Below are 21,928 nucleotides of genomic sequence, written 5' to 3'. Positions count from 1 at the left end.
GGGCACGCGGGCGAATCTCCTCTGCACAGCCCGACACGTCCCGCAGCCGAGACCCCGGGCAGATCACTACGCCACACGCCCAGCCGCCGCCGGACGGCCTCTCCGCCAACCTGGCCGCCACCGCTTTCCTGGACTCGGCGGCCGCGTTCACCGGGAGCCCTGGGATCTCAGGGCTCCCGCGTGAGTGACTGTGCGTGGCGTCAGCGTGCGAACTTTTCGATGGCCGCTGGGGTGACGGGGGTGAAGAAGTTGACCAGGTTGCCGTCGGGGTCACGGAACAGCAGCGACCGGTTGCCCCAGGGCATCGTCGTGGGCTCGGTGACGAAGTCGGTGACGAAGCCGGTCAGGTTCTGGTGAACGCGGTCCACGTCGTCGACGAGGAACTCGGTGATCACGCTGTGGTTGTCCGCCGGGCGGGCAGAGCCCGGGGCGAACAGCGGGACGGTGCGGGTGCCGGCGATCGCGAGAGTAGCGCCCGCGGTCTTCAGTTCTGCGAAGTCTTCGGTGGCCCACGTCGCCCGCGCCCCTGTGGCCCGCTCGTAGAACTCGACGAGGCGCGCTACGTCGCTGGTGATGATGCGGATCGAGACGAAGTCCATGGGGATCTCCTTGGTTGTGCTGGAGGCGTGCACTGCGCAGGCTAGGAGAAATAGTGGACAGAATCGGTCCTGTATTCGCGTTAGGTTGTGCACATGCCCCGACCCACTGCCCGCGTGCTGACACTCCTCGAGCTGCTGCAGTCGGGCGGCACCCGGACGGTGGCCGAACTAGCCGACCGGCTCGGCGTCGAAGGGCGAACCGTGCGGCGGTATGTGGATCAGTTGATCGACCTGGACGTGCCCGTGGAATCGGTGCGCGGCCGCTACGGCGGGTACCGGCTCGCCCCCGGGTACCGCTTGCCTCCGCTCATGCTCAGCGACGACGAGGCGCTGGCCGTGCTGCTCGGCCTGGTCGCCGGCCGCCGAGCAGGGCTGACGACGACGCAGCACACGGCAAACGAGACGGCATCAGCGAAGATCCGGCGGGTGCTGCCGGGGCACATCGCCCGCCGGCTCGACACACTTCTGGAGGCTCTCGCCTTCACGGACCAGCCTGGCAAGTTCGACACCCCGGACACTGGGGTCCTGCTCACCATCGCCGATGCGGTGCGCCACCGCCGGCCGGTCTCGATCCGCTACACCGATCGCGACGGACGGCCCAGCGAACGCACGCTGCACGCGTACGGGATCGTCGCCCATTCGGGCCGGTGGTACGTCACGGGCAAGGACGCCCGGATCGGCGAGGACCGAACCTTCCGGCTCGATCGCATCGCAGACGCGCGGACCCTGCCCGGCTCATTCGAAGCGCCCGTGGGGCCCGGTCCGGCACAGCGCGTGTTGTCAGGGTTCGCCACGGCCGAGTACCGGCATGAGGTGACCTTGCGGATCCACGGGACAGTTGAGCAGATCCGCGCCCACCTTCCCGTCAGCGTCGCGAGCCTGGAGGAGCACGAGCCCGCGGCAGGCCAGGACCGGGCGACCGAGCGCTGGCGGCGCGTCGAGCTGCGGGCGGAGCAGCTCGATTGGTTGCCTCCGGTACTCGCCTCGCTCGACCGGCCGTTCGTCATCGAGCGCCCCGATGAACTGCGCGACCTCGTCATCGCGCTCGCCGATCGCCTCGCGTCCTACGCCCGCCAAGCCTGACCCCGAGGAACCAATGTCATGAGATGGCACAGCTAACGCACTGGGGCAGCGAGATCTATGTCGGAGAGTCCTTCTCGGGGACGGACGTGGAGACCGGTCTCACCGGTCGCGAGGGGGCCGCCGGCGACGAGCCGTTCTTCTTCACGGTCCTGTGACGGGCGGGCAGCCACTGGCGGCCCATCCCGGCAGACGGCGGTGGCCGAACCACCGGCCCCAGGATCTGCGGCCGGCGGCGCTCGCCTCTGTGATGGTGCCGGGAATCCCCCGACCACGCTATACCCAGCAGTGTCTCGTGGTTCCGTGCGGTTCGTGACCGCGCGTCCGGGCATACGGGCCGGCACGCCGCGGACGGCGTACCCGGAGCCGGGCGGCGGCTTGCTCGGGTCCGAGCGGGGTGATGGCGGCGACCAGGTGCGCCAGGTCCTGGCACTGGCAGACCTCCGCGACCTTGCTGTGAGGACTGCCTGGCCGCCAGCGTGACCTTCCCCGAGCTGTGCCGTTGTGGGGTGGGATGCCCGCATCGGGCGAGGGAAGTGAGAGGAACTTGCTGATGAGCCGAATGGCACTCAGGCCGGGCGCGATGGTCGTGGCGCCGGCGCTGGCGGCGGCCGTGATGGCGGTGGCGGTACCCGGTGTCGTCCACGCGGAGCCAAAGATCCGCACAAAGAACGTCGCGTGCGAGGCCTCAGCGCTGCAGAAGGCACTGAGCACCAAGGGGAAGGTGCGGCTCGTCCTGAAGAAGAACTGCACCTACAACCTCACCGAACGGGCGTACAACAAATACTCCGGAACCTCCACGTACTTCGGCCTGTTGGCCCAAGGGGACAAGACCGTCATCGGGAACGGCGCCACCCTGAAGTGGTCCGGAACCCAGAAGGCCGGGGTCCTTGTCGTCCGCGGCAACCTGCACTTGGAGAACGTGACGGTCACCGGCGGCACCTACAGCGGCATCGCCATCGGAGACCTCAACGGCAATAAGTGGACGTTGGAGATGACGGACGTAACGGTCACCGGGAACACGGGCAGCCACACGGCCGGAGGCGGCGTCTGGGTTGCAGCCGGAGGCAAGCTGCAGGCCCACCGCAGCCGCATCGCCGGCAACACGACCCAGTTCGGCAACGGCGGTGGAGTGGCTGTCAATCCTGGCGGAAGCGCCACTCTCATCGATTCCCAGGTTGAGAACAACAGCGCGACCGGCGACCCGCAGACCACCGCCAACTTCCCTCAGGGCGGAAACGGCGGCGGCATCTACAACCGCGGAACCCTCACCCTGAAAAACTCCACGGTCACCAACAACACCAGCCGCCATAGCGCCCTCAACGAGCCCAAGCCGGAGCCGAGCGGCGACTTCTCCCTGGAAACCGGCCACCGGCCCACCAGCGAGGAGAAAGAAGAGACATATCCCGACAGCGGGGAAGGCGGCGGCATCTACAACGCAGGCACCCTCACGCTCGACGGCCGTTCGCGGATCACGGGGAACACCACCGCACCGTTCAAGACCGGTGGCACAACCGGGAAGGTCGGCGGCCTCCACAACAGCGGCACCGTCAAGAGCGACGGCCTCGCCACCATCGACAGCAACGTCCCGGCGAACTGCGGCGGCCCCCAGCCTCTCAGCCCCTGCCGATGACCCCTTCCGGCGAGGCGCGGTGAAAGGCGCATGAGGACGGTCTGTTATCCAGGACCGCCGGGCATGGACCCATGCCTTCCACGCGGGCGCGGTCCGCCGTCAGTCGAGCAGGCCGAGTTACGTGTCCGGGCAGCAGGCCCGCCCCCGAGTAGTAGGCGTGCAGCGGTCAACGCTGAGATTGATCATGGTCGCCCGTACCCCGGGACAGCCCACGCTGTGGGACCTTGTACGCCATGCAGCGCTTACACCTTGAGGTCTGGATCGGCGACGGGTGGCAGCAGGTCACTCTGCTGAACGGCAAGAAGAGGTCATGGTGCCCCCCAAAGGATGGCGACACGGACGACAACCTGATGCGGGGCCTTGAAGACTTCCTGGCGGAGCACCCACAGGCGTTCTGGGTCGAGACACTCGTCAAGCACGGTGTGTACTTCGGCTCGGGGGTGCCTCGGCTGTTCCCGCTGGCACGCCTCCGGTAGCACGCGGGGCCCCGGGGGGAGCGCGCCGGAGCGCAGCTCAGGGAAGCTCGGGGCCGGGAGCGCTGTCCGCGCCGGGCGGTGCCGGGGTAGCGGGGGCCCGGGGGCCGGCGAAGGCCCCCGGCAGCCACCCGCCCCAAGCCACCCGGAACCCCGGGGCTTCGTCGTACGTGAGATCAGGTCTGGCACTGCGACGTCGCGGCGCTGCTCCAGTTTGACCAGGAACCTCCGGCCGGCCGGATGTGGACGCGGATGGTGACTTTTGCGTTGACCGGGCCGCAGATGCGGGTTGCGGAGCCGATCTCGAAGGGGCTGATCGTGGAACGCCGCTGAACGACCGTGCGCCCGTTGCCGAGTTTCGTCCAGCTACTGGAGCCCTGGACGTACATGAACGCCTCGTAGTCGACGTAGGAGGCGTGGGCTCGCTATCCGAGCCCCATCACAAGGCCGCCGCATTGCTGTGCGAGCTGGCGGGGATCCCCAGTCTCGAGGCGCGCAACCTTCTTTACGCGGCCACGGTGACCGCGGCCTACCTCTCGGCATGTGGCCTTCCGGTGAGCCCCGGTCTGGACACTGTTGTCCCCTTGGCCCGCGCGGTCCGGGATGGGCTCCCGGTGCGGGAGATCGCCGCTCAGATCAAGACCTGGACGAGCTGATCGAGCAGGTTCTTCCCGCGGTGCGTACCGAGTCAGGATTCCAGGTCGTCAACGAGCGCCGGTCGGCCATCCGTAACGTGAGGCGTGCGGTCAGACCCAGCAGGGCCATCACGGCGATGGAGCCCAGCAGGATGGCCAGCCAACCCACTGTCCACGAAGTGATGCGAAGGCGGATCACAAGGGGCGTGAGGAGCAGCATGACGACGACCGCGCCCGACATGAGAAACCAGAAGCCCTTCATGATCACCGCTCCGCTGTGGTGTCCGCGCCGTGCACAGCGCGGACGGCGCGGGTTGCGGCGGGGAAGTCAGGGTGGCTCTTCCACCGGTCGGCCATGGCCATGAGTGCGTCGACGCGGAAGGACACTCCGTTGTCGGAGCTCAGCTGCGCGTCCTACATGGGTGCCCTTTCGTTGTGAATGCTCTGGCCGTGCACGGGCTCGGTGCCAGGCCGGTCGCGGAGCCGGAGGCTGATCAGCGCGGTGATCGTGAAGGAGGCGACCTGGTAGAGCATGGCGTGCCGGAACGCGGTGTCCGCATCAGCGGCGGGGGCATAGTAGGCAAGTCCGGCCGCGGTCACTCCGATGGATCCGCCGAGCTGCTGTGCTGTGGGCAGCAGTCCGGAGACCGAACCGGCGGCGGGGCCGTGCACCTCGGCCAGGATCAGGGTGAACACCGAGGCGGTGAAGGCGCCGAACGCGGCTCCACCGATGGCCAGCACGGGCAGTGCCGCCTGGCGTCCCGCTGCCGAGCCGATGAGCGGGGCCAGCGCCAGGCACATCCCGGCCAGTAGCAGGGACGCGACGGTGAGCACCGTCGGCCCGTGCCGACGGGTGAGAGCGGGCGCGACCCTGCTGCCGACGGCGGCGGTGGCGGCGAACGGTGCTGAGGTCAGCGCGGCCGCCAGGGCCGAGTACCCGACGGCGGACTGAAGGTGGAGGAAGAGCAGGTAGGTGAAGGAGGGCACGCCCGTGTTGAACACGAACACCAGCAGCGTGCCCCGGCGCGCCGACCGGTCACGCAGCACCGCGGGATGGATCAGCGGGTCGGGTCGGTGCGGGAGGCTGTGGACGAAGTGGCCGAGGGCGGCAGCAGCCACGGCGAATCCGGCCCAAGTCCACCAGGGCCAGCCTGCTTCCCGCCCCAGCGCCAGGGGCAGGACCAGCGCGCCGGCGCCCACGCTGACCAGCAACGCACCCAGCTTGTCGACGCGGAGTCCGGCTGCCCCGCGGGTGCGGGGCAGCGCGGTCGCTCCGGCCAGCGAGGCGAGCGCCATCGGCACGGTGAGGAGCATCACCGGCCGCCAGCCGAGGCCGAAGAGATCGGCACTGAGTACGAGGCCGCCGATCAAGGGCCCGGCCAGTGACGCGACGGCCATGGTGGCGCCGTACAGGCCGAGGGAACGCGGCCGGCGTGTCGCGGGAGTGGCGGCCTGGATGAGCGACAGGACCTGGGGAGCGACCAGGCCGCTGCCCGCGCCCTGCACCAGCCGGGCCGTGATCAGTGCTGCGGCGTCGGGGGCACACGCGCCGGCCACCGAGCCCGCGATGAAGACCACGGTGCCCGTCACGAACAGGCGGCGGTAGCCGTATCGGTCCCCGAGCCGTGCGGCGGGGATGAGCAGGCACGCGTAGGTCAGGGTGTATCCGGCGAGGACCAGTTGCACGGCGCCCGGACCGGCGCCCAGGCCGGCCTGTATCGCCGGCGCCGCCACCTGGGCGACAGTGACGTTGAGCAGTTGCACGAAAGTGGCGCTGAGCACCACCGGCAGCACGAGACGTCCGCCGCTCACGGCAGCAGCGCCGCGGCGAGCTCATGGGGCCGCGCGGCGAACGGGCTGTGGCTGCCCGCAAGGGTGCGCACGGTGAACGGGTCGCCGGGCATGGCCCGGTCGGCTTCCGCGATCATCAGATCCTGCACGGCCGTCGGCAGTGCCCGGTCGTCCGCGCAGCGCAGGAAGGTCCGCGGGATACGCCCCCACCGGGCCGCGGTCACGATGACCGGGGTGGTGGGGATCGCCAGAGGTAGATCGGGGCTCAGTGCCGAGCGCCAGCGGTCGAAACGGTCCAGGGGGATGTCGTGATAGTGGGTCTGCCTCAGTTCCTCGATGTAGGCGGGGTCCTGCGAGAGCGGGTTGATCCGCACGGCGCCCAGTTCCCCGGGGGCGCCGAGGTTCAGACTCTGGCCTCGTGCCGTGGCGTTCTCGGGCGAGCCGAGGTAGTCGAAGAACCGGGGCCGTCCGGCGGGTACGAAGGCGGAGAGGTAGACGATCTCGTCGACAAGTTCGGGTGCCCGCTCGGCGGCGAGTGAGGCGGGGCCGCCGCCGGCGCTGTGCGCGACGAGCACGACACGACGGTGGTGGCGGGCCTGGCGCAGCGCGTCCAGAACCGCCTCGGCGCTGTCGTCCATCGTCACGTTGGCGAGCGCGGACTTCTCGGTCGACAGGCCCGGCTGGCCCGGCTGGAGGTATCCGCTGGGCAGTGGCGCGTCGAAGCCGTGTCCCGGCAGGTCGACAGCCATGCTCGCGGCACCGAGTGCGGCGAGTGCGCGCTGCGTCGCCGCCCACTGCCCGGAACCGTGCCAGGCCCCGTGCACGAAGACGAAGACGGTGTCTGTGGAGGAAGAAGCAGTCATGACCGCATTCCACGCGAGGCGACTGCGATCATCCATCGAAAGATCTGACAAGCTGGCCCGCGATACATATGAGATATGAATGGGAGGCTGACATGGAGGCGCGGCATCTGCGATACGCACTGACCCTCGCCGAGTACGCACACTTCGGCCGGGCGGCCGGTGCGCTGGGCATCGCGCAGCCTCCGCTGTCCAAGCAGATCGCCGACCTCGAACGAGAGGTGGGCGCCCGCTTGTTTGACCGCACCCGCCAGGGGGTGTTCCCGACAGCTGCGGGTGCGGCCTTCCTCTCCCGGGCCCGCAGGGCGCTCGACGAGATCACGGCGGCCTCCGTCGACGCGGCCAGGGCAGCACGCGGCGAGACGGGACGGCTGCGCCTGGGGTTCATCGCCTCGGCGCTGCTCGAACCCCTGCCGGACGTCCTCGGCCGGTTCGGCCGCGAACGGCCCGACGTGCGGCTGGAACTGCACGAGATGGCGACCTACCGCAGCACGGCCGCGCTCGTCGCCGGCGAACTTGACGTGGCGATCGGTCTCGGCCGTCCACGAGGCGTCGGGGCCGAGCAGTTGGTATCGGTCCCGATCGGGCACGACCACCTGGTCGCGGTCGTGAGCAGCACGCATCCGTACGCGGGGCAGTCCTCGGTGGACGTGGACCAACTGCGGCGACAGCCGCTGATCGTGGCGCCGGGCGAGGACGAGCCCGCCGTCGTCACCGGCCTGCGGACTCTGCTGGGCAAGGACTCCCCGGCGCTCTCCGGCGCGACCGTCGCGAGGGACGTCCACACCATAATCGGCCTCGCTGCCTGCGGGGTGGGCGTCGGTCTGGGACCCTCCCGCATGCTGACGGCCCCACGACGGGGAACCTGGTTCTGCGAGGTGACCCCGCACACACCTCTGCCCGATCTGGTCCTGTCCTTCCAAGCCCGGGACCGCTCGCCGGCACTGAACGCCTTCCTCGACGTCATCCGCCGGACCTGTACCGAGGTCGATGTCGCGCTCGACCACCGGCTCGGCCCACTCGGACCACAATGAAGAAGGCGACAGCGCCTCGACTCCTACCTGACTTCGCCTCGCCGGACGAGTGTGAGGTACTCCAGAAGGCCGGTGCCCTCTGACACGACTCTGAACCGTTTGCCAACGAGGTGGGACCGATGGTCAAGCCGTGTGGCTGCCAGGCGGCCGCGCAGTCCTCAGCGAGCGAACTTCTCGAGGGCGGCCGGGGAGACGGGGGTGAAGAAACTGACGAGATTGACGCATCCGGGACGACACTCGCCGCGACCACCACCCGCACCGGGCTGCGCGTCGCCTCCCTCTCCGTCCTGCGGGCGGTCCTGCACCGGCGCCGCGCCGCCCACTCCTGGGCCGTGATCCTGCTGTTCTCACTCATGGCGATGGTGCTATGTGTGTCAAAGGCCGCGCATCACCCTGGAGGCAGCCGGCGCTGCCCTGCCGACGCTGGCCTGCTTCCAGCATCTGGTGCGCCAGATCACCCTCAGGCGCCTGCCCCGCCCCGCCAGGCCCACCCCCGGCACAGCACCCACCGCCCCTCGGCCACACCACCCCGCACCACGTCGAGCGGATCCAAGCCGTAGAAGCCACAGAAGGGCATGGTGTAGACGAGGCCCACTGCGGGCGGCGATGTCGCAGAGCGTGGCACCGCGCTCGCGCGGTGCGTGAGCGTTCGCTGATCACCGGCCTTACGATTCCTTCGGCCCCTTAGACGAGGGCAGCAGGCCAAGCGAGATAGGTCCGGCCCCGCTTGAGTTTTCTGCCCGCGCTTGGGGACACCAGCTCCGTGTGCTCACAGGCGCAGCAGACGCCGGGCGTTGCCTGAGCCGATCCTATTCTTGTCGGCCGGCGCGAGGGCGGTGTCTTCGAGAGCGGCGACAGCGGCGCTGGTCCGCTCGTACGGGTAGTCGACCGCGAACAGAACGGCGTCCGCGCCGAGCACCCTCACGAGCGCTTCGATGACAGCCGCAGAGAGCACACCGCTGGTCGTGACCAGCACGTTCCGGCCGAAGTACTCCGACGGGCGGCACCGCAATGGGGTCGGTACGGTGACAGTGGCGTACCGCGAGTCGAACCGGGAGAGTTGGAAGGGAAGGAATTCTCCTGCGTGGCCGAGGATCATCCGCGCGGTCGGGTGGCGGTCGAAGACGCCGGAGAGGATCACGCGCATGGCGTGCCCGCCGGTCGTTGCCTGCCAGCTCCACAAGGCGCCGTCCATTTCTGGATGCCCCGACAGCACATGCCACGAGTCGGCCGGCGGCATGCCCGGGTGCAGGTAGAGCGGTACGTCGAGTTCGGCCAGAGCGGCCCAGACCGCGTCGAACGAGGGATCGTCGAGGTACTTCCCCTGTACGTGGTCGTTGACGAGTACGCCCTTGAACCCGAACTCGCGCACCGTTCGGTGGAGTTCAGCGACAGCCGCGGCCGGATCCTGGAGCGGGAGCGCCGCGAAGGCCGCGAAGCGGTCGGGGTGCGCCGCCACGGTGTCGGCGAGAGAGTCGTTGACGTACCGGGCATTCTCCACCGCCCGGACCGGGTCCGCATCGGCCTCGATGCCCGGGACGGTCAGCGACAGCACCTGCATCGCGACGCCGTTGGCATCCATGTCCGGCAGGCGCAGCTCGGTGACGTCCAGGAGCCGCGCGGCCATGTCGGCATAGAATTCCGGGGCGATGTTGTCCGGCATGGGAAACGGCGGACGCCGCTCGGTAAGCCCGGGGAGGGTGATCGCCTCTTCGACGGCGATGTAGCCAGCCATCACAGGCTCCCCACCGGGACGAGTATCTGCGCTTCGCGTGCCGGCTGCTCGGCCTCGTCGAGCAGCAGCGCAGCGACGGTGGCCCGTGACACGTGCGGTGGCAGCAGCGGCTTCGGATAGTCCGCCAGCGGTACATTGCGGCGCTTCGCGCTGACGTCGCCGACCCAGAGGTCGGGCGCGTGGAACACGGTGGCCCCGCCGGCAAGTGCGATCTTGTCGGCCTCGGCCTTCTCCTGGAGTTCCTTGCCGACGAACATCTTCATGATCTTCTGATACATCCCGCCGCCGGCGCCGACGGAAGGTCCTGAGCCGAGAGCGCCGAGCCAGAGCGTACGAACGGACAGGGCGGCGAGGATCGTCGCACCAGCGACGAGCACCCCCGGCCTGTCTCCCTTGCTCATGCCGAGCACGGAGACGACCACGTCCACGTCGCTCAGGTCCGGGAACACCTGCGGCGTGGTCACGTCCGCCGCACGGACCTCGACGGTCTCCGGTGCGGGTGGGCTGTAACGCTCGGGGACGCGGACGAGCGCGACCACCTCGTGGCCTCGTGTGACGGCCTGTCCGACGACCAGCTGACCGACCCTGCCGGTCGCGCCGAGTACTGCGATGCGCATGGTTCCCCTCTCGTGGGTAAACACCCGTCGACGATGTAACTGAACAGGTGTTGGTGACATGAGTGAACAACTGTTGGTTATGGATGTCAAGGCAGGGCGATCCGGTGCGGCGAGGAGCGGCCGGTAAGGTGAACAGCTGTTGCCAACGGGAGGAGCGCACGTATGACGGACGAACGAACCGCACCGCGGCGGCGCAATCCCCGCGGGCAGGGTGAGACGCTCAAGGCGGAATTGGTCGAGGCCGCCGCGCGGCTGCTGGCCACACTCGACCGCCCCGAGACGTTGACCCTCCGGCAGGTCGCGCGCGAGGTCGGCGTCGCGCCGGCCAGCATCTACAGCCACTTCCCGGACCTCGGCGCGCTCATCCGGCACGTACTCCGACTCCGGTACGAGGAGCTGGCACGGCTCATGGACGATGCCGCGGCATCAGCCACGGGGCCGCTTGCGGACCTCGTCGCACGGTGTGCGACATACGCTCACTGGGGGGTCGCTCACCCCGGCGAGTACGGGACGCTCATCGGCGGCCGGATGCCAACGGAACTCGTCCCGCTGACGGCACACGGAGCGGGAGAGGAACTCCTCGGCTCCGTCATCGCCTCCCTGGCGAGCGTCAGGCAACGCACCGCGAGGTCGGTGGGCCCGGAACCGAGCTGGCAGGCCGGACTGCTGCTCTGGACCGCACTGCACGGCCTCGTCGCCCTGTACAACGACCACGGGAACCTCCCCTGGCCACCCCTGAACGACCTCATCACGGACACGCTCAGCCTGCACACTGGGGAGCCCGCCGCCGAGATCGCGAAACTCGTCGAAGCGGTGGGGCCCTCAAGCGGTCATCGAGCATGACAACTGGGCGCTTTTGCGTGGCGTTTCCGCTCGGCTGGGCGGCCATCTCGACCGGTGCCTCCGGCTCCGTGTTCGCCCCGTAGCTAAAATCTGGTCGAGCGCGGACGGGCCCTGGGTCGGGTTCACGCCGTCTGGGCACGTTCTTGCAGGCGGCCTCGAACGCACCGATTCGGTGACGAGTTGGGCGTTCACGCGGTGGCGTCGGCGCGTGCCGGAGTGAGGGGGGCTGCCGGCGAGGAAGAACGGCTGGACGCCGAGGCTGCCTGAGGCCGCGCCGCCGGGTCCGCCGCGTGCGAGTGGCTCTTTGGAGTGACGAAGTCCGGTGCGCGAGGCCATAGTGTCTGACGGATGAGAGTGATGGACGGCAGGTGGCCCGGGTGGGGCGCCGACGCCGGGCTGGTCGTACTGACGTTTCTGCCGGCGCTTCTGTCGCAGCCGTACGTGGACGCCTCCGGGCCGGCCTGGGCGTCGCTCACGGTGTACGAGGCTGTGGGCGTGGCGGTCCTGCTGCTGCGGCGGCGGCTGCCGGCCACCGCCTTCGTCGTGGGTTTCGCGGCCCTGCTGGCGGCGCTGGTGGGCAGTGCGGGCGCGGGAGCCAAGTTGTCGCCACTGGTCTTTCTGCCGCTGGCGGTGCTGCTCTACAACCTGGGCAACCACGGCGCGAGTTGGCGGCGGACCGTGTCGGCGGTCCTCGGTGCCGGTGTGTTGAGCGTGGCCGGTCTATGGCTGAACCGGATGACGACCGACTCCGGCGACTTCCAGGGCGGCCTGGACGTCCTCGCCGTTCTGGCTCCGATGCCGTTGGCGTGGGTGATGGGGTTCGCCGCGCACACCCGGCAGGAACTGCTGGCCGCGGCCGAGCGGCGGGCGGCCGACGCGCGGCGGGCACAGGCCCTGGAGGCGATGCAGGTCACGCAACGCGAGCGGACACGGATCGCCGGTGAGATGCACGACGTGGTCGCGCACTCGCTGACTCTGCTCGTCGTGCATGCGGAGACGTTGCGGGCCCGCGGCGGCGAGCTGCCCGACTGGGCCCGTGCCCAGGTCGACGGACTGGCTGCGGCGGGCCGCCAGAGCAGCGGCGAGCTGCGTGACTTGCTCCGGATGCTGCGCGACCCCGCGGACGCCGTCCCGCTCCGGCCCGTGCCGGACCTCAGTGAGCTGGACGCGTTGCTGGACAGCCACCGTGCCGCGAGAGGAACGGTCGAGCTGACGATGGACGTTACGCTGGAGTCCGTGCCGGGGCCGGTGCGGCTGGCGATGTACCGCGTCGTGCAGGAGGCACTGGTCAACGCCCGTCGGCATGCGCCTGGGGCGCCCGTCCAAGTGACCGTCGACGGCGGAGATGGCGGAGAGCTACGGTGCGAGATCGTGAACGGCCGCGCGGTGCGGCAGGCCATGGCGGGCGCCGGCATCGGGCTCGGCCTGGTCAGCATGGAGGAGCGGGTGGGCGCGCTGGACGGCGAACTCACCGCGGGCCCGACGGGTGACGGCGGCTTCCGCGTCGCGGTCACGATGCCGTGGGAGCGTGCGGATGCCTGAGCAGATCAGCGTGCTCGTCGTGGACGACGAGCCGATCATCCGCACCGGGCTGAGCGTGATCCTGGACAGCCAGGCGGACATCACCGTGGCTGGTACGGCGAACGATGGTGAGGAAGCCGTCGAGATGTGCGCACGGCTGCGGCCGGACGTGCTGCTGATGGACATCCGGATGCCGCGCCGCGACGGCCTGTGGGGGCTGGCCGAGCTGGGCCGCCGAAGACTGCTCGGGCCGGGACGCAGCCGGGTGCTCATGCTGACCACGTTCGACCTGGACGCATACGTCGACGACGCGCTGGCGGCCGGGGCGTCCGGCTTCCTCCTGAAGAACAGTTCGTACGAAGAGCTGACCGGGGCCGTGCGTGCCGCGGCCGCAGGGCACAGCGCGCTGAGCCCCGCGGTGACCCAGCGGATCATCGAGGGCCACCTCAGTGGCTGGCGCCGCCCCAGCGACCAGGAGCTGGCCCGGCTGAGGGACCTCACCGAGCGGGAGGTCGACGTACTGCGTCTGATCCGGGACGGGCTGAGCAACGCAGAGATCGCCGACCGGCTCGTGGTGAGCCTGCACACGGTCAAGACGCATGTCAGCCGTGTGCTCACGAAGACCGGCTGCCAGAGCCGGGCGCAGGCGGCCGTACTGGCGAGGAACACCCTGCCCTGACCAACCGGGCCGGCGGGGCTGCGCACCCCGCGGGGTCACTCCTTGGAGTGACCCGGCGCCGGGGGGAAGCCCTCCATCGAGCGATGTACCGGCTGCGTGCCACTGACTGAATGGATGTTGTGCGCGGGACCCGCCGAACGGCCGCTTGTCAGGTGACTGCCCGGCCCTCGACGCACGCAGCACATCGTCACGCGCCGAAGGGAACTTCCATGTCCGCACACACGCTGTCCCGCCGTCACCGGATCCGCCGCACAGCGCTGAGCATGGCCTTGGCGACCTGCGTGGGCGTGGCGCTCGTGAGTTGCTCGGGCGGGGCCGAACCGGCGGCCGGGCAGAGCGCCGCGAGCCCGGCGGCCGACGCGCGGCTGGCCCGCCTCGCGCAGCAGGCGGCGGACACCGGCTCCCTGGGCGTCATCGTCCGGGTCGACTCCGGCGACGGGAAGCCCGTGGAGATCGCCAAGCAGACCGCCTGGACCAAGGACGACCACAGCCTCGCGGTCGGTGACCGGTTCCGGGTCGGCTCCAACACCAAGACGGTCACCGCGACCCTCGTCCTGCAACAGGTCGCCAAGAAGACGATCCGCCTCGACGACACGGTCGAGAAGTGGCTGCCCGGCGTGGTCGAGGGCGGCGCGCACATCAGTGTACGGATGCTGCTCAACCACACCAGCGGCCTGGGTGACTTCCTGCTGACACCGCAATTTTTGCCCTCCCTCACGGGCCAGGAGAAGCGCACCTGGACGCCGCAGGAATTGCTCGCCATCACGCCCGGGCAGGACCCGCCGGCCGAGCCCGGCGAGACGTATTCCTACAGCAACGCCAATTACGAAGCCCTCGGACTGATCCTCGAGAAGGCCACCGGGAGCAGCTTGACCGAGCTGATCAAGGAGAAGATCACCGGGCCGCTCGGCATGAATGACTCGTTCCTCGCCGCGGACGCCGACTGGGACACCGGCAAGAACAGCGGCAAGCAGCACGTGACCGGCTATGAGCCAGACGCCGCGCGGCTGAAGAAGATCCTGTCCGGGACCGTGGACCTGCCCGACGGCGTCGGGTTCGCCGGATCCGAACGTCCCGACGACAACGTCGACACCTCCGCCATCGACCCGAGCTGGTCCTGGGCGGCGGGCGGCATGGTCTCCACCGCGGCGGACTGGCAGACCTTCCTCACCGCACTGAACTCGGGTGAGTTGCTGCCGAAGGCCCAACTGAAGCAGATGCGCACCACCGTGGACGCGCCCGAGGAGGGCGGCGGTTACGGGCTGGGGCTGATGAGGGTGGACACGGCCTGCGGGACCGTCTGGGGGCATACCGGCGGGCTGCCTGGCTACTCCAGCGAGATCTACACCGACGCCACCGGCACTCGCAGCGTCGCCGTCTTCAGCAGCACGAACTTCGGCATCAAGGACAAGGCCGCCGCCACCGCGAACAAAGCCCTCGTCGAAGCGGCCACGTGTCAGATGCTCGGCTAGCCCCAGCCCTCGGACAGCTCGGCCGGTTGACGGTCGCACACACCAGCCGACGCTGCCCCCGCCTTCGCCATCACCGCCGGCGACAGCCTCGCTGACGACCGGTATGTGACGGCTGGGGTCACGCGCGTTCCGCACGTTCAACGCGGAAGGAGCCGCGGCAGTCGGCGCTGGCCTATATGCGAGGGCTGATAGCGCCGCTGGAGCGGAAGAGCGGCTGGGCGCCGGCCGAGTAACCGGGCACACGCGCCCGATCGCATCCACCGGCTGCTGCCGGCGCAGGGGCAGTAGTTCGAGGAGTCGCGGCCGGTGAGCGGGACGGGGACGTGTCCGGCGACGGCGACCAGCGCGGCCCACATCTGGTTCGGCGTGAGCGCTTTGCGGGGCCAGAGGGTGGCGCAGTCCTTCGTGGGGCCGGTGGTGGTAGTGCACCAGCCACTCATCGAGGAGGTCCTGGAGCTGGGGGACGCTGTAGCAGGCGTCCTTCTCGGTGTCGGGGCTGCGGCGGGTGACGTCGGAGCCGGTGTAGCCGGGCAGGTGCTGGCAGAACAGCGCGTTGATGGTGCCGAAGGTGCGCTCCACGATGCCTTTCGCAGTCGGAGCGTGGGGCGGGGCGGGCTGGACGCTGGCGCCGAGGTGTTCGCAGGCGGCGGTGAATGCGGCGGAGACGAAGACTTTGCCGCGGTCGACGACGATCGTCTCGGGCAGGACGAAGGGCCGGCCGCAGCCCCGGCCAGCCGCTCGTCCAACGCGGTCAGCCGCTGGTGGGGGAGTGCGGGGGCGTGGTCCATGCGCAGGATGTCGGGCCAAGCGGGCCGGGCGGGGTGCGGGACGGCCATCTCCGCGAGCAGCCGCGCCGCGTCGACGGCTTTGGTCGCGCTCGGGCACAGCACGGCGGCGGGGATGGAGCGGGTGGCGACATCGACGGCGATGGTGAGTTCGGGCCGGGCCAGACGGCCGTCGTCGAAGAGGGCGAGGACGTCCAGGCGGGTGGTGTCGACGTGGATCTGTTCGCCGGGCCGCAGCGCCGTGGCGGGGGTGAAGGCCCGCCCGTCGACGCTCGCCGGCACCTGCCTCACCGGCCCGGTGGGCAGTTCACCGGGCCGTGCGAGGTTGGTGACGAGCCGGTACAGCGTGGCTTGGGACGGTGCGGGCACTGTGCCGGGGCCGTGTCGGTCGGCGAGGATCTGGTTGATGAGCGGGAACAGGCCGTTGATGGTGCCGCGGGAGCGGCCGCGGCGGCGGCGCAGCGCCTCGCGGTGACGACCCGCTCGTCGGCCCGCCCGGTGGGACTGGCGACGCGGGTGGTGTGGTTGTCGGCGTACATCTGAACGTCCCCACCTGCGTACGGATGAACGTGGCCAGTTCCTGATGCGTTGAGGAACGTGGGTCGGCACTCTGCTGCTGGTCGGTACGGGGCGGCAGAAGGGCGGTCGACGATGGTCTTGGACCCGCATCGCTGGCTGGAACTGCGACGTTTCCGTGGCCTGTTGGAATCCGGGGCGATGAGCCTGTCGGAGATCGCCAGGGACGGCCGAGCGTCCTCGTGGTCGATGAGGTCGGCTACCAGCCCCTCGAACGCGCTGAAGCGAACCTGGTCTTCCAGGTGATCTCGAAGCGTTACGAGAAGGGCTCGATCGCTGAACCCGTGTGTGCTCGCCGCCGACCATGTTCCCGATGAAGTTGAACATGTGGTGGGCGGCTCCCAGTTCTTCGCTGATGCCCCACGCACCCGGATTCTTTGAAGCGGCCCACATTTCTCAAATTCCCGGGATCTGATGACCGAGTGCGACAACCGGGCACGGACCGCTCCGAACGCCGCATACGGGTCGCGGTTTTGCGCCTCACTATCAATGGGGCAATCATCCAGACCGGCACGGAGTACTACCGCCTCGTCACACCAAGGCCCAGGCCCAGCAGGCCGTCGCAAGCTCACCGGCCGCCCGGGCGCTGATGGTCACGGTGCCCACCCCCTGTGCTGAGGCCCCATCTCTGGTTCAGGACTCAGGAGTCCGCGAGGTTTACAGCGCGGTCTTCACTCGTGCGTGCTAATTAACGATCACATCGGAGCTTTGATCGTATGTGATGCCTAGCGTTGCTGTGACGGCGAGTGGTCAGCAGCGAGTTGGTGCCACCGCCTTCGGGTCCGGGGGTGTGGTGGAGGTTCGGGATGTGCGTCACGCGTACGGTCGTCGTGAGGTCCTGCGGGGCCTCGACTTTGATCTGCGGCCTGGTGTGCTGGCCGGGATCGTAGGGGAGAACGGTGCGGGCAAGTCGACGCTGTTGAAAATTCTGTCGGGTGAGCTGCGCCCGCTGGGCGGCACGATCCGCCATGCGGGCCGTTTCGGCTACTGCCCACAGGACGTGGTGGTCAACGAGGCTCTGACCGTGCGCCAGCATCTGGAGTTCTTCCGCGTCGCACACGGGCTGTCGGATCTGCGGCACGCCGGGCAGGTCATGGAGGCGTTGCGGTTGTCGGAGTACGTCGATGAGCGTGCCGGGGCGCTCAGCGGCGGAACCCGTCAGAAGCTGAACCTGACCCTGGCGCTGATGCACGACCCGCAGGTGCTGCTGCTGGACGAGCCGTACCAGGGTTTCGACTGGGAGACCTACCAGCGTTTTTGGGACCTGGCGGCCCGATTACGTGAGGCGGGCCGCTCTGTCCTCGTCGTCTCCCACCTGGCTTATGACGCTGAGCGCCTGGACGAGTTGTGGCGCCTTCAGGGCGGCGTGCTGCGCTCCGCTGAGGAGGTGCCGGCGTGAGGCGGCACCTGAACCTGTTCGTCACAGCAGCCCGCTTCGACCTGGTCGAACACGCCCGCAACAGGCTCGCCATGGTCCTGGTCGCACTGTTCATCCCCTTCTGGATCAGCCTGGCCTACGCCGTCATCCCCAGCAGGCACCTGACCTTCAGGCTGCGCTCGACCGGCCAGCTCCTGGCACCGGCGGGCAACCAGATCACGCAGATCACCGGTGCCATCAACGCCGTCACCCTGATCACCGGGTTCATGATGTTCGCCGTCACGTTCAACGGCGGGCGCTTCGACCGCCGTCTGGCCATGGCCGGCTATCCCCGCATCCATCTCGTCCTGGCCAAGACCACCTCGCTCACCCTGGCCTCCGGCGCCATCGCCGCCTACGCCACCGCGGTGATCTGCACAACCTGGAGTCCTCGCCGGCCCCTGCTGCTCGCCGCTGCCTTGTTCTGCGGAGCGATGACCTACGGGGCGCTCGGCGTCGTCTTCGCCTCGCTGCTGCGCCGGGAGGTGGAAGGCATGTTCGCCCTGGTCATGACCAGCCTCGTGGACGTCGGCCTGCAAAATCCCCTGGCCAGCGGCGGTGCCGGAAGCCAGGTCGTGCGGTTCCTACCCACCTACGGCACCATGCAGGCCGCCTCGGCCGCGGGCTTCACCCCCGAGTGGCTGCCCGGCGATTTGGCCGTTCAGTTCCTGTGGTTCGCCGGCGCCGCGCTCCTGGGCCTGCTCGCTTTCCACCACCGCACCAAAGACGCCCTGACCGCAAAGCCACCCTTCCGTCTGCCGTGGCTGCCCAGGCACGGAAGACTAGCGCGCCCGGCCGGGTCCACGTCGACGTCCCGCTGAGCGGCGCCCCGTTACAGACGGCTCACACGATCCCTGCGAGGGGCGTGCCGCGCCCTCATCGCAGAGCGAAATGCTGGCCACAAATAGGGGTTCCGAAGTTAAGCAGAAAGAGTTCACAGATGCTGGTAAGGCGATGGCTGGACGCGGCGGGTATCGCTGATCCCGTCCTTCGGCACTGCTACACGGTGTGCGTGCGCGAGTTAGCCGGTATCGACGGAGGGACCGCCCGCTGGCAGGTCTTGCGCAGCGCTCCCGCGGCGGCCCGGACTCACATGGCAGCATTGCTGGCCCACGGCGCTCGTGCCGATGGCTGCGCGGACAGCGGCCCGGTCGAGGACCGTCAGCACCGCCTCGCCGAATTCGCGGAGGCCACCCGGGCAGCGTTCCTATCCGGTGGCTCCGACGACCCTGTCCTGCACGCCACGGTCCACACCTACCGGACCTTCGGCATGCCGCTGTCACTGATCGAGGACATGTTCACCGCGATGCAGCGCGACGTCGACTTCCGTAACTTCGCCACCTACGAGGAACTCCGCCAGTGGTGCATGCAGATGACCGGCGGCTTGGGGGTCATGTTCTTTCGGGTGACGCTGGGCACCGAACTCGCGGAAGCGGAGCTGCCGGTACGTGAGTTCTCCGTGCTCGAACAGATGACAGACGTGCTGCGCGACCTGTCGGAAGACCTCGACAACGGGCGTCTCTACCTGCCGCTGGAGGACCTCGACCAGTTCAAAGTGCGCGCCGAGGACATCAAGGCCAAACGCTGGACACCGGCTATGGCCGACCTCATCGCGTTCGAGGCCGAGCGTGTCACCGACCAGTTGCGCAATGCCACTGAAGTGGAAGACGGCCCCGCGAGCACCCTCTTCCAGGCCCGCAGCGAGCACCTCGCGCTGATCATCGACGCAGTCCTGGCCGCAGGCCAGGACGTCCTCCGCCGACCGGTACAGCCACCCCTGAGGATGCTCCTCAACGTGTGGCGTCCCCTGATGCGCGCTGTGATCCCCTGCTGACCTGCGAAAGGACGCGTCATGCCCATTGCTGTGACCCGCACCGGCGACACACACATTCCGCTCCTCGAGGCCGAACTGCTGCGCTGGGTGGGCAGCAGCGACAGCCTGCTGGAGCTGGCCTGCCTGGACGCCCGGTTCCCCCGGGCAAGTCCCTTCGCCCCATCCTGTGCATGGAGTCGGTCAAAGCCGTCGGCGGCACCGCCGACGAGGTGCTGGCATTCGCGCCCGCAGGCGAAGCACTGGCCCCGGAAAAAGGCCGGTTGAGCAGAAAGGGTTCACAGATGCTGGTAAATCGATGGCTGGACGCGGCGGGGATCACCGATCCCGTCATTCGGCACTGCTACACGGTGTGCGCGCGCGAGGTATCCGGTATCGACGGAGGGCACGGCCGCTGGGTGCCGCTGCGCATCGCGCCCGCAGCGGCACGGCCTCACACGGCGGCGCTGGTGGCACACGCGTGCCGTGCCGATGCCCGGGCCGACAGCGGGCCGATAGAGGAGCGTCAGCGTCGGCTCGCCTCATTCGCGGAGGCCACCTGGGCAGCATTCGCCGCCGGCGGATCCCACGACCCCGTCCTGCATGCCACAGTGCACACCTACCGGACCTTCGGAATGCCGCTGTCACTGATCGAGGACATGTTCACCGCGATGCAGCGCGACGTCGACTTCCGCGACTTCGCCACCTACGCGGAGCTGCGCCAGTGGGCCACGCAGATGACCGGCAGCCCGGCCTACGGGATCACGTGGGCCATGGCTGGCACCGAACTCACGGAAGCGCAGCCACTGTTGCGTGAGTTCGCCGAACTTTTCCAGCTGGCCGATGTGCTGTGCGACCTGTCGGAGGACCTCGACGACGGCCGCCTCTATCTCCCTCTCGAGGATCTCAACCAGTTCGGGGTGCACCCCGAGGACGTCAAGGCCAAACGGTGGACACCGGCCATGGCTGACCTCATCGCGTTTGAGGCCGCGCGCGTCACCGACCGGTTGCCCGCCGTGGCCCCTGAACTGCAACGCACCCCCGTCGGCCCCTTCATCCAGGTACTGGATGAGCATTGCAGGCTGCTCGTGGCCGGCCTGCTGGCCGCAGGTCAGGACGTGCTGCACCGGCCGGTCCAGCCACCAGTGGGCGACTTCCTCAACGTGTACCGCCCCCTTATGCGCGCCGTCATCCCCTGCTGACCACCGAAAGGACGTGCCATGTCCATCGCCGTGACCTCAGTCGGCAGCACACACATTCCGCTCCTGGAGGCCGAACTGCTGCGCTGGGTGGGCAGCGGCGACAGCCTGCTGGAGCTGGCCTGCCTGGACGCCTTGTTCCCCCCGGGCAAGTTCCTTCGCCCCATCCTGTGCATGGAGTCGGCCAAAGCCGTCGGCGGCACCGCCGACGAGGTGCTGGCATTCGCGGCCGGCATCGAATGCCTGCACGTCGCCAGCCTCGTCCACGACGACATCGTCGACCAGGACCCGGTACGCCGCGGGCGGGCCTCCACCGCCGAGCAGTTCGGCCTCGCCGAAGCCCTGGTAGCAGGAGACGGACTGTCGATGGCCGGAATCGCGGCCCTGCTCAGCGGCGGCCCCGCCGAGCGCGTACTGCACGCAGCACGCATCACCATCGAGGCCCTGCGCCACATGTGCCAGGGCATCATGCGCGAAACCGAAATCCGCGGCGACCTGACCTGCGGAGTACCGACCGTCCTGAACGTCATGCGAGCCAAGACCGCCGCGCTGACCGGCGCCGCTTGCCAGGCCGGCGCGATCCTGGCCGGAGCATCCCCGGAGCAGAACCAGGCCCTACGCCAGTACGGAGAACAACTCGGCATGGCCTTCCAGATCCGTGACGACCTGCTCCCCTACACCGCCGAGGACCAGACCACCGGAAAGACAGCCACCAGCGACATCGCCAACCTCCAACCCACCCTGCCCGTCCTGCTCGCCTACGAAGCGGCCGACGAAACCGACCGCGACCGCCTGGCCACCGTCTTCCACGGCGGCATCGAGACCGACCCCGTCACCGCACACCGAGACCTCCTCGCCATGCTGACACGCACCGGCGCTCTCACCAAGGCAGCCCAGATGGCCTCTTCCTGCGCCGAACAAGCACACGCCGCACTCGCTGGCCTGCCGGACTCCACGCGACTCGTCGAGCTGGCCACATCAGCAGCCGACCGCCAGCGCTGACCGGCAAGCAGCAATTTCCCACGGGCGGCCAGTTACGAAGACGGCACTCAGTCAGCGGACGGGCCACGAAGGACTACGTCCGCGAGTTCAATGCGCCCTCGCCCCCTGGCGGCGCGAGCCAGCCGTCCACGAGTTCATCCACCGCATCCGCAAAAACTCGGCGTCGT

22 protein-coding genes and 3 pseudogenes are annotated in these 21,928 nt (G+C 69.1%); 18 read left to right on the top strand and 7 right to left on the bottom strand.

Features of this window, described 5'->3' with window-relative positions; genetic code table 11:
- Window positions 1-200: 200 nt before the first annotated feature.
- The gene (locus tag ACIQVT_RS01020) at window positions 201-599 is read right to left on the bottom strand and encodes a glyoxalase/bleomycin resistance/extradiol dioxygenase family protein (RefSeq protein WP_090932844.1); all 399 of its coding nucleotides are present in this window, start codon (window positions 597-599) and stop codon (window positions 201-203) included.
- A gap of 93 nt (window positions 600-692) precedes the next feature.
- On the opposite strand from ACIQVT_RS01020, the gene ACIQVT_RS01015 reads away from it, so the two are divergent.
- The 4 genes from ACIQVT_RS01015 to ACIQVT_RS01000 all read left to right on the top strand — a co-directional run bounded on the left by ACIQVT_RS01015 (window position 693) and on the right by ACIQVT_RS01000 (window position 3,788).
- Window positions 693-1,682 (top strand): helix-turn-helix transcriptional regulator, encoded by a 990-nt coding sequence (locus ACIQVT_RS01015; protein WP_403745673.1) that lies wholly within the window; start codon window positions 693-695, stop codon window positions 1,680-1,682.
- A 23-nt stretch (window positions 1,683-1,705) separates the two neighbouring features.
- Window positions 1,706-1,837, top strand: coding sequence for a hypothetical protein (locus ACIQVT_RS01010; RefSeq protein WP_403745672.1), 132 nt, complete (start codon window positions 1,706-1,708; stop codon window positions 1,835-1,837).
- Window positions 1,838-2,232: 395 nt separating this feature from the next.
- Window positions 2,233-3,312, top strand: coding sequence for a hypothetical protein (locus ACIQVT_RS01005; RefSeq protein WP_403745671.1), 1,080 nt, complete (start codon window positions 2,233-2,235; stop codon window positions 3,310-3,312).
- A gap of 224 nt (window positions 3,313-3,536) precedes the next feature.
- Complete coding sequence (locus tag ACIQVT_RS01000) at window positions 3,537-3,788, top strand: hypothetical protein (RefSeq protein ID WP_403745670.1); 252 nt, start codon at window positions 3,537-3,539, stop codon at window positions 3,786-3,788.
- Window positions 3,789-3,961: 173 nt separating this feature from the next.
- On the opposite strand, the gene ACIQVT_RS00995 is transcribed toward ACIQVT_RS01000, so the two are convergent.
- The 4 genes from ACIQVT_RS00995 to ACIQVT_RS00980 all read right to left on the bottom strand — a co-directional run bounded on the left by ACIQVT_RS00995 (window position 3,962) and on the right by ACIQVT_RS00980 (window position 7,074).
- Window positions 3,962-4,174, bottom strand: coding sequence for a hypothetical protein (locus tag ACIQVT_RS00995; RefSeq protein WP_403745669.1), 213 nt, complete (start codon window positions 4,172-4,174; stop codon window positions 3,962-3,964).
- A 247-nt stretch (window positions 4,175-4,421) separates the two neighbouring features.
- Complete coding sequence (locus tag ACIQVT_RS00990) at window positions 4,422-4,682, bottom strand: hypothetical protein (protein ID WP_403745668.1); 261 nt, start codon at window positions 4,680-4,682, stop codon at window positions 4,422-4,424.
- Between the two features lie 152 nt (window positions 4,683-4,834).
- Window positions 4,835-6,232: an MFS transporter gene (locus ACIQVT_RS00985; RefSeq protein ID WP_403745667.1), complete on the bottom strand. Its 1,398-nt coding sequence runs from the start codon at window positions 6,230-6,232 to the stop codon at window positions 4,835-4,837.
- Window positions 6,229-7,074, bottom strand: coding sequence for an alpha/beta hydrolase (locus tag ACIQVT_RS00980; RefSeq protein WP_403745666.1), 846 nt, complete (start codon window positions 7,072-7,074; stop codon window positions 6,229-6,231). Before ACIQVT_RS00980 ends, ACIQVT_RS00985 begins: the two co-directional genes overlap by 4 nt.
- Window positions 7,075-7,166: 92 nt before the next feature.
- Between ACIQVT_RS00980 and ACIQVT_RS00975 the strand changes: the two genes are divergently transcribed.
- Both ACIQVT_RS00975 and ACIQVT_RS00970 read left to right on the top strand, forming a co-directional pair.
- Window positions 7,167-8,105, top strand: coding sequence for a LysR family transcriptional regulator (locus ACIQVT_RS00975; RefSeq protein WP_403745665.1), 939 nt, complete (start codon window positions 7,167-7,169; stop codon window positions 8,103-8,105).
- Between the two features lie 275 nt (window positions 8,106-8,380).
- A pseudogene (locus tag ACIQVT_RS00970) lies at window positions 8,381-8,750 on the top strand (hypothetical protein); the annotation flags it as partial.
- 124 nt (window positions 8,751-8,874) lie between these two features.
- Here the strand turns inward: ACIQVT_RS00970 and ACIQVT_RS00965 are convergent.
- Both ACIQVT_RS00965 and ACIQVT_RS00960 read right to left on the bottom strand, forming a co-directional pair.
- Window positions 8,875-9,840 (bottom strand): amidohydrolase family protein, encoded by a 966-nt coding sequence (locus tag ACIQVT_RS00965; RefSeq protein ID WP_403745664.1) that lies wholly within the window; start codon window positions 9,838-9,840, stop codon window positions 8,875-8,877.
- On the bottom strand, window positions 9,840-10,481 hold the full coding sequence (locus ACIQVT_RS00960) for an NAD(P)H-binding protein (RefSeq protein WP_403745663.1): 642 nt from the start codon (window positions 10,479-10,481) through the stop codon (window positions 9,840-9,842). The genes ACIQVT_RS00965 and ACIQVT_RS00960 overlap by 1 nt, the downstream gene beginning before the upstream one ends.
- A gap of 138 nt (window positions 10,482-10,619) precedes the next feature.
- On the opposite strand from ACIQVT_RS00960, the gene ACIQVT_RS00955 reads away from it, so the two are divergent.
- From ACIQVT_RS00955 to ACIQVT_RS00900, 12 genes and pseudogenes are all read left to right on the top strand, one after another.
- Window positions 10,620-11,300: a TetR/AcrR family transcriptional regulator gene (locus tag ACIQVT_RS00955; protein ID WP_403745662.1), complete on the top strand. Its 681-nt coding sequence runs from the start codon at window positions 10,620-10,622 to the stop codon at window positions 11,298-11,300.
- A gap of 357 nt (window positions 11,301-11,657) precedes the next feature.
- Window positions 11,658-12,842, top strand: a complete 1,185-nt coding sequence (locus tag ACIQVT_RS00950; protein WP_403747824.1) for a sensor histidine kinase — start codon at window positions 11,658-11,660, stop codon at window positions 12,840-12,842.
- Window positions 12,835-13,500, top strand: coding sequence for a response regulator (locus tag ACIQVT_RS00945; RefSeq protein WP_403745661.1), 666 nt, complete (start codon window positions 12,835-12,837; stop codon window positions 13,498-13,500). Before ACIQVT_RS00950 ends, ACIQVT_RS00945 begins: the two co-directional genes overlap by 8 nt.
- A gap of 263 nt (window positions 13,501-13,763) precedes the next feature.
- Window positions 13,764-14,972 carry a serine hydrolase domain-containing protein gene (locus ACIQVT_RS00940; protein ID WP_403747821.1) on the top strand — a complete coding sequence of 403 codons (1,209 nt, stop codon included), beginning with the start codon at window positions 13,764-13,766 and terminating at the stop codon, window positions 14,970-14,972.
- Window positions 14,973-15,106: 134 nt separating this feature from the next.
- Window positions 15,107-15,242, top strand: a pseudogene (locus ACIQVT_RS00935) (IS701 family transposase); the annotation flags it as partial.
- A 509-nt stretch (window positions 15,243-15,751) separates the two neighbouring features.
- A complete protein-coding gene (locus ACIQVT_RS00930; RefSeq protein WP_403745660.1) occupies window positions 15,752-16,300 on the top strand; it encodes a hypothetical protein in 549 nt (182 codons plus the stop codon).
- Between the two features lie 203 nt (window positions 16,301-16,503).
- Window positions 16,504-16,608 (top strand): annotated as a pseudogene (locus ACIQVT_RS00925) (ATP-binding protein); the annotation flags it as partial.
- A gap of 518 nt (window positions 16,609-17,126) precedes the next feature.
- Entirely contained in the window at window positions 17,127-17,732 is a 606-nt protein-coding gene (locus ACIQVT_RS00920; RefSeq protein WP_403747818.1) for an ABC transporter ATP-binding protein, read from the top strand.
- Window positions 17,729-18,571, top strand: coding sequence for an ABC transporter permease (locus tag ACIQVT_RS00915; protein WP_403745658.1), 843 nt, complete (start codon window positions 17,729-17,731; stop codon window positions 18,569-18,571). Before ACIQVT_RS00920 ends, ACIQVT_RS00915 begins: the two co-directional genes overlap by 4 nt.
- Window positions 18,572-18,690: 119 nt before the next feature.
- The gene (locus ACIQVT_RS00910; RefSeq protein ID WP_403745656.1) at window positions 18,691-19,584 is read left to right on the top strand and encodes a phytoene/squalene synthase family protein; all 894 of its coding nucleotides are present in this window, start codon (window positions 18,691-18,693) and stop codon (window positions 19,582-19,584) included.
- 170 nt (window positions 19,585-19,754) lie between these two features.
- Window positions 19,755-20,762, top strand: coding sequence for a phytoene/squalene synthase family protein (locus ACIQVT_RS00905; RefSeq protein WP_403745655.1), 1,008 nt, complete (start codon window positions 19,755-19,757; stop codon window positions 20,760-20,762).
- Window positions 20,763-20,780: 18 nt separating this feature from the next.
- The gene (locus tag ACIQVT_RS00900; RefSeq protein WP_403745653.1) at window positions 20,781-21,761 is read left to right on the top strand and encodes a polyprenyl synthetase family protein; all 981 of its coding nucleotides are present in this window, start codon (window positions 20,781-20,783) and stop codon (window positions 21,759-21,761) included.
- Window positions 21,762-21,928 lie beyond the last annotated feature (167 nt).

It is taken from the genome of Streptomyces sp. NPDC100445 (genome assembly GCF_044759735.1).
In the GTDB taxonomy this organism is placed as follows: Bacteria; Actinomycetota; Actinomycetes; order Streptomycetales; family Streptomycetaceae; genus Streptomyces.
This window is presented reverse-complemented; position numbering and strand designations above follow the sequence as displayed.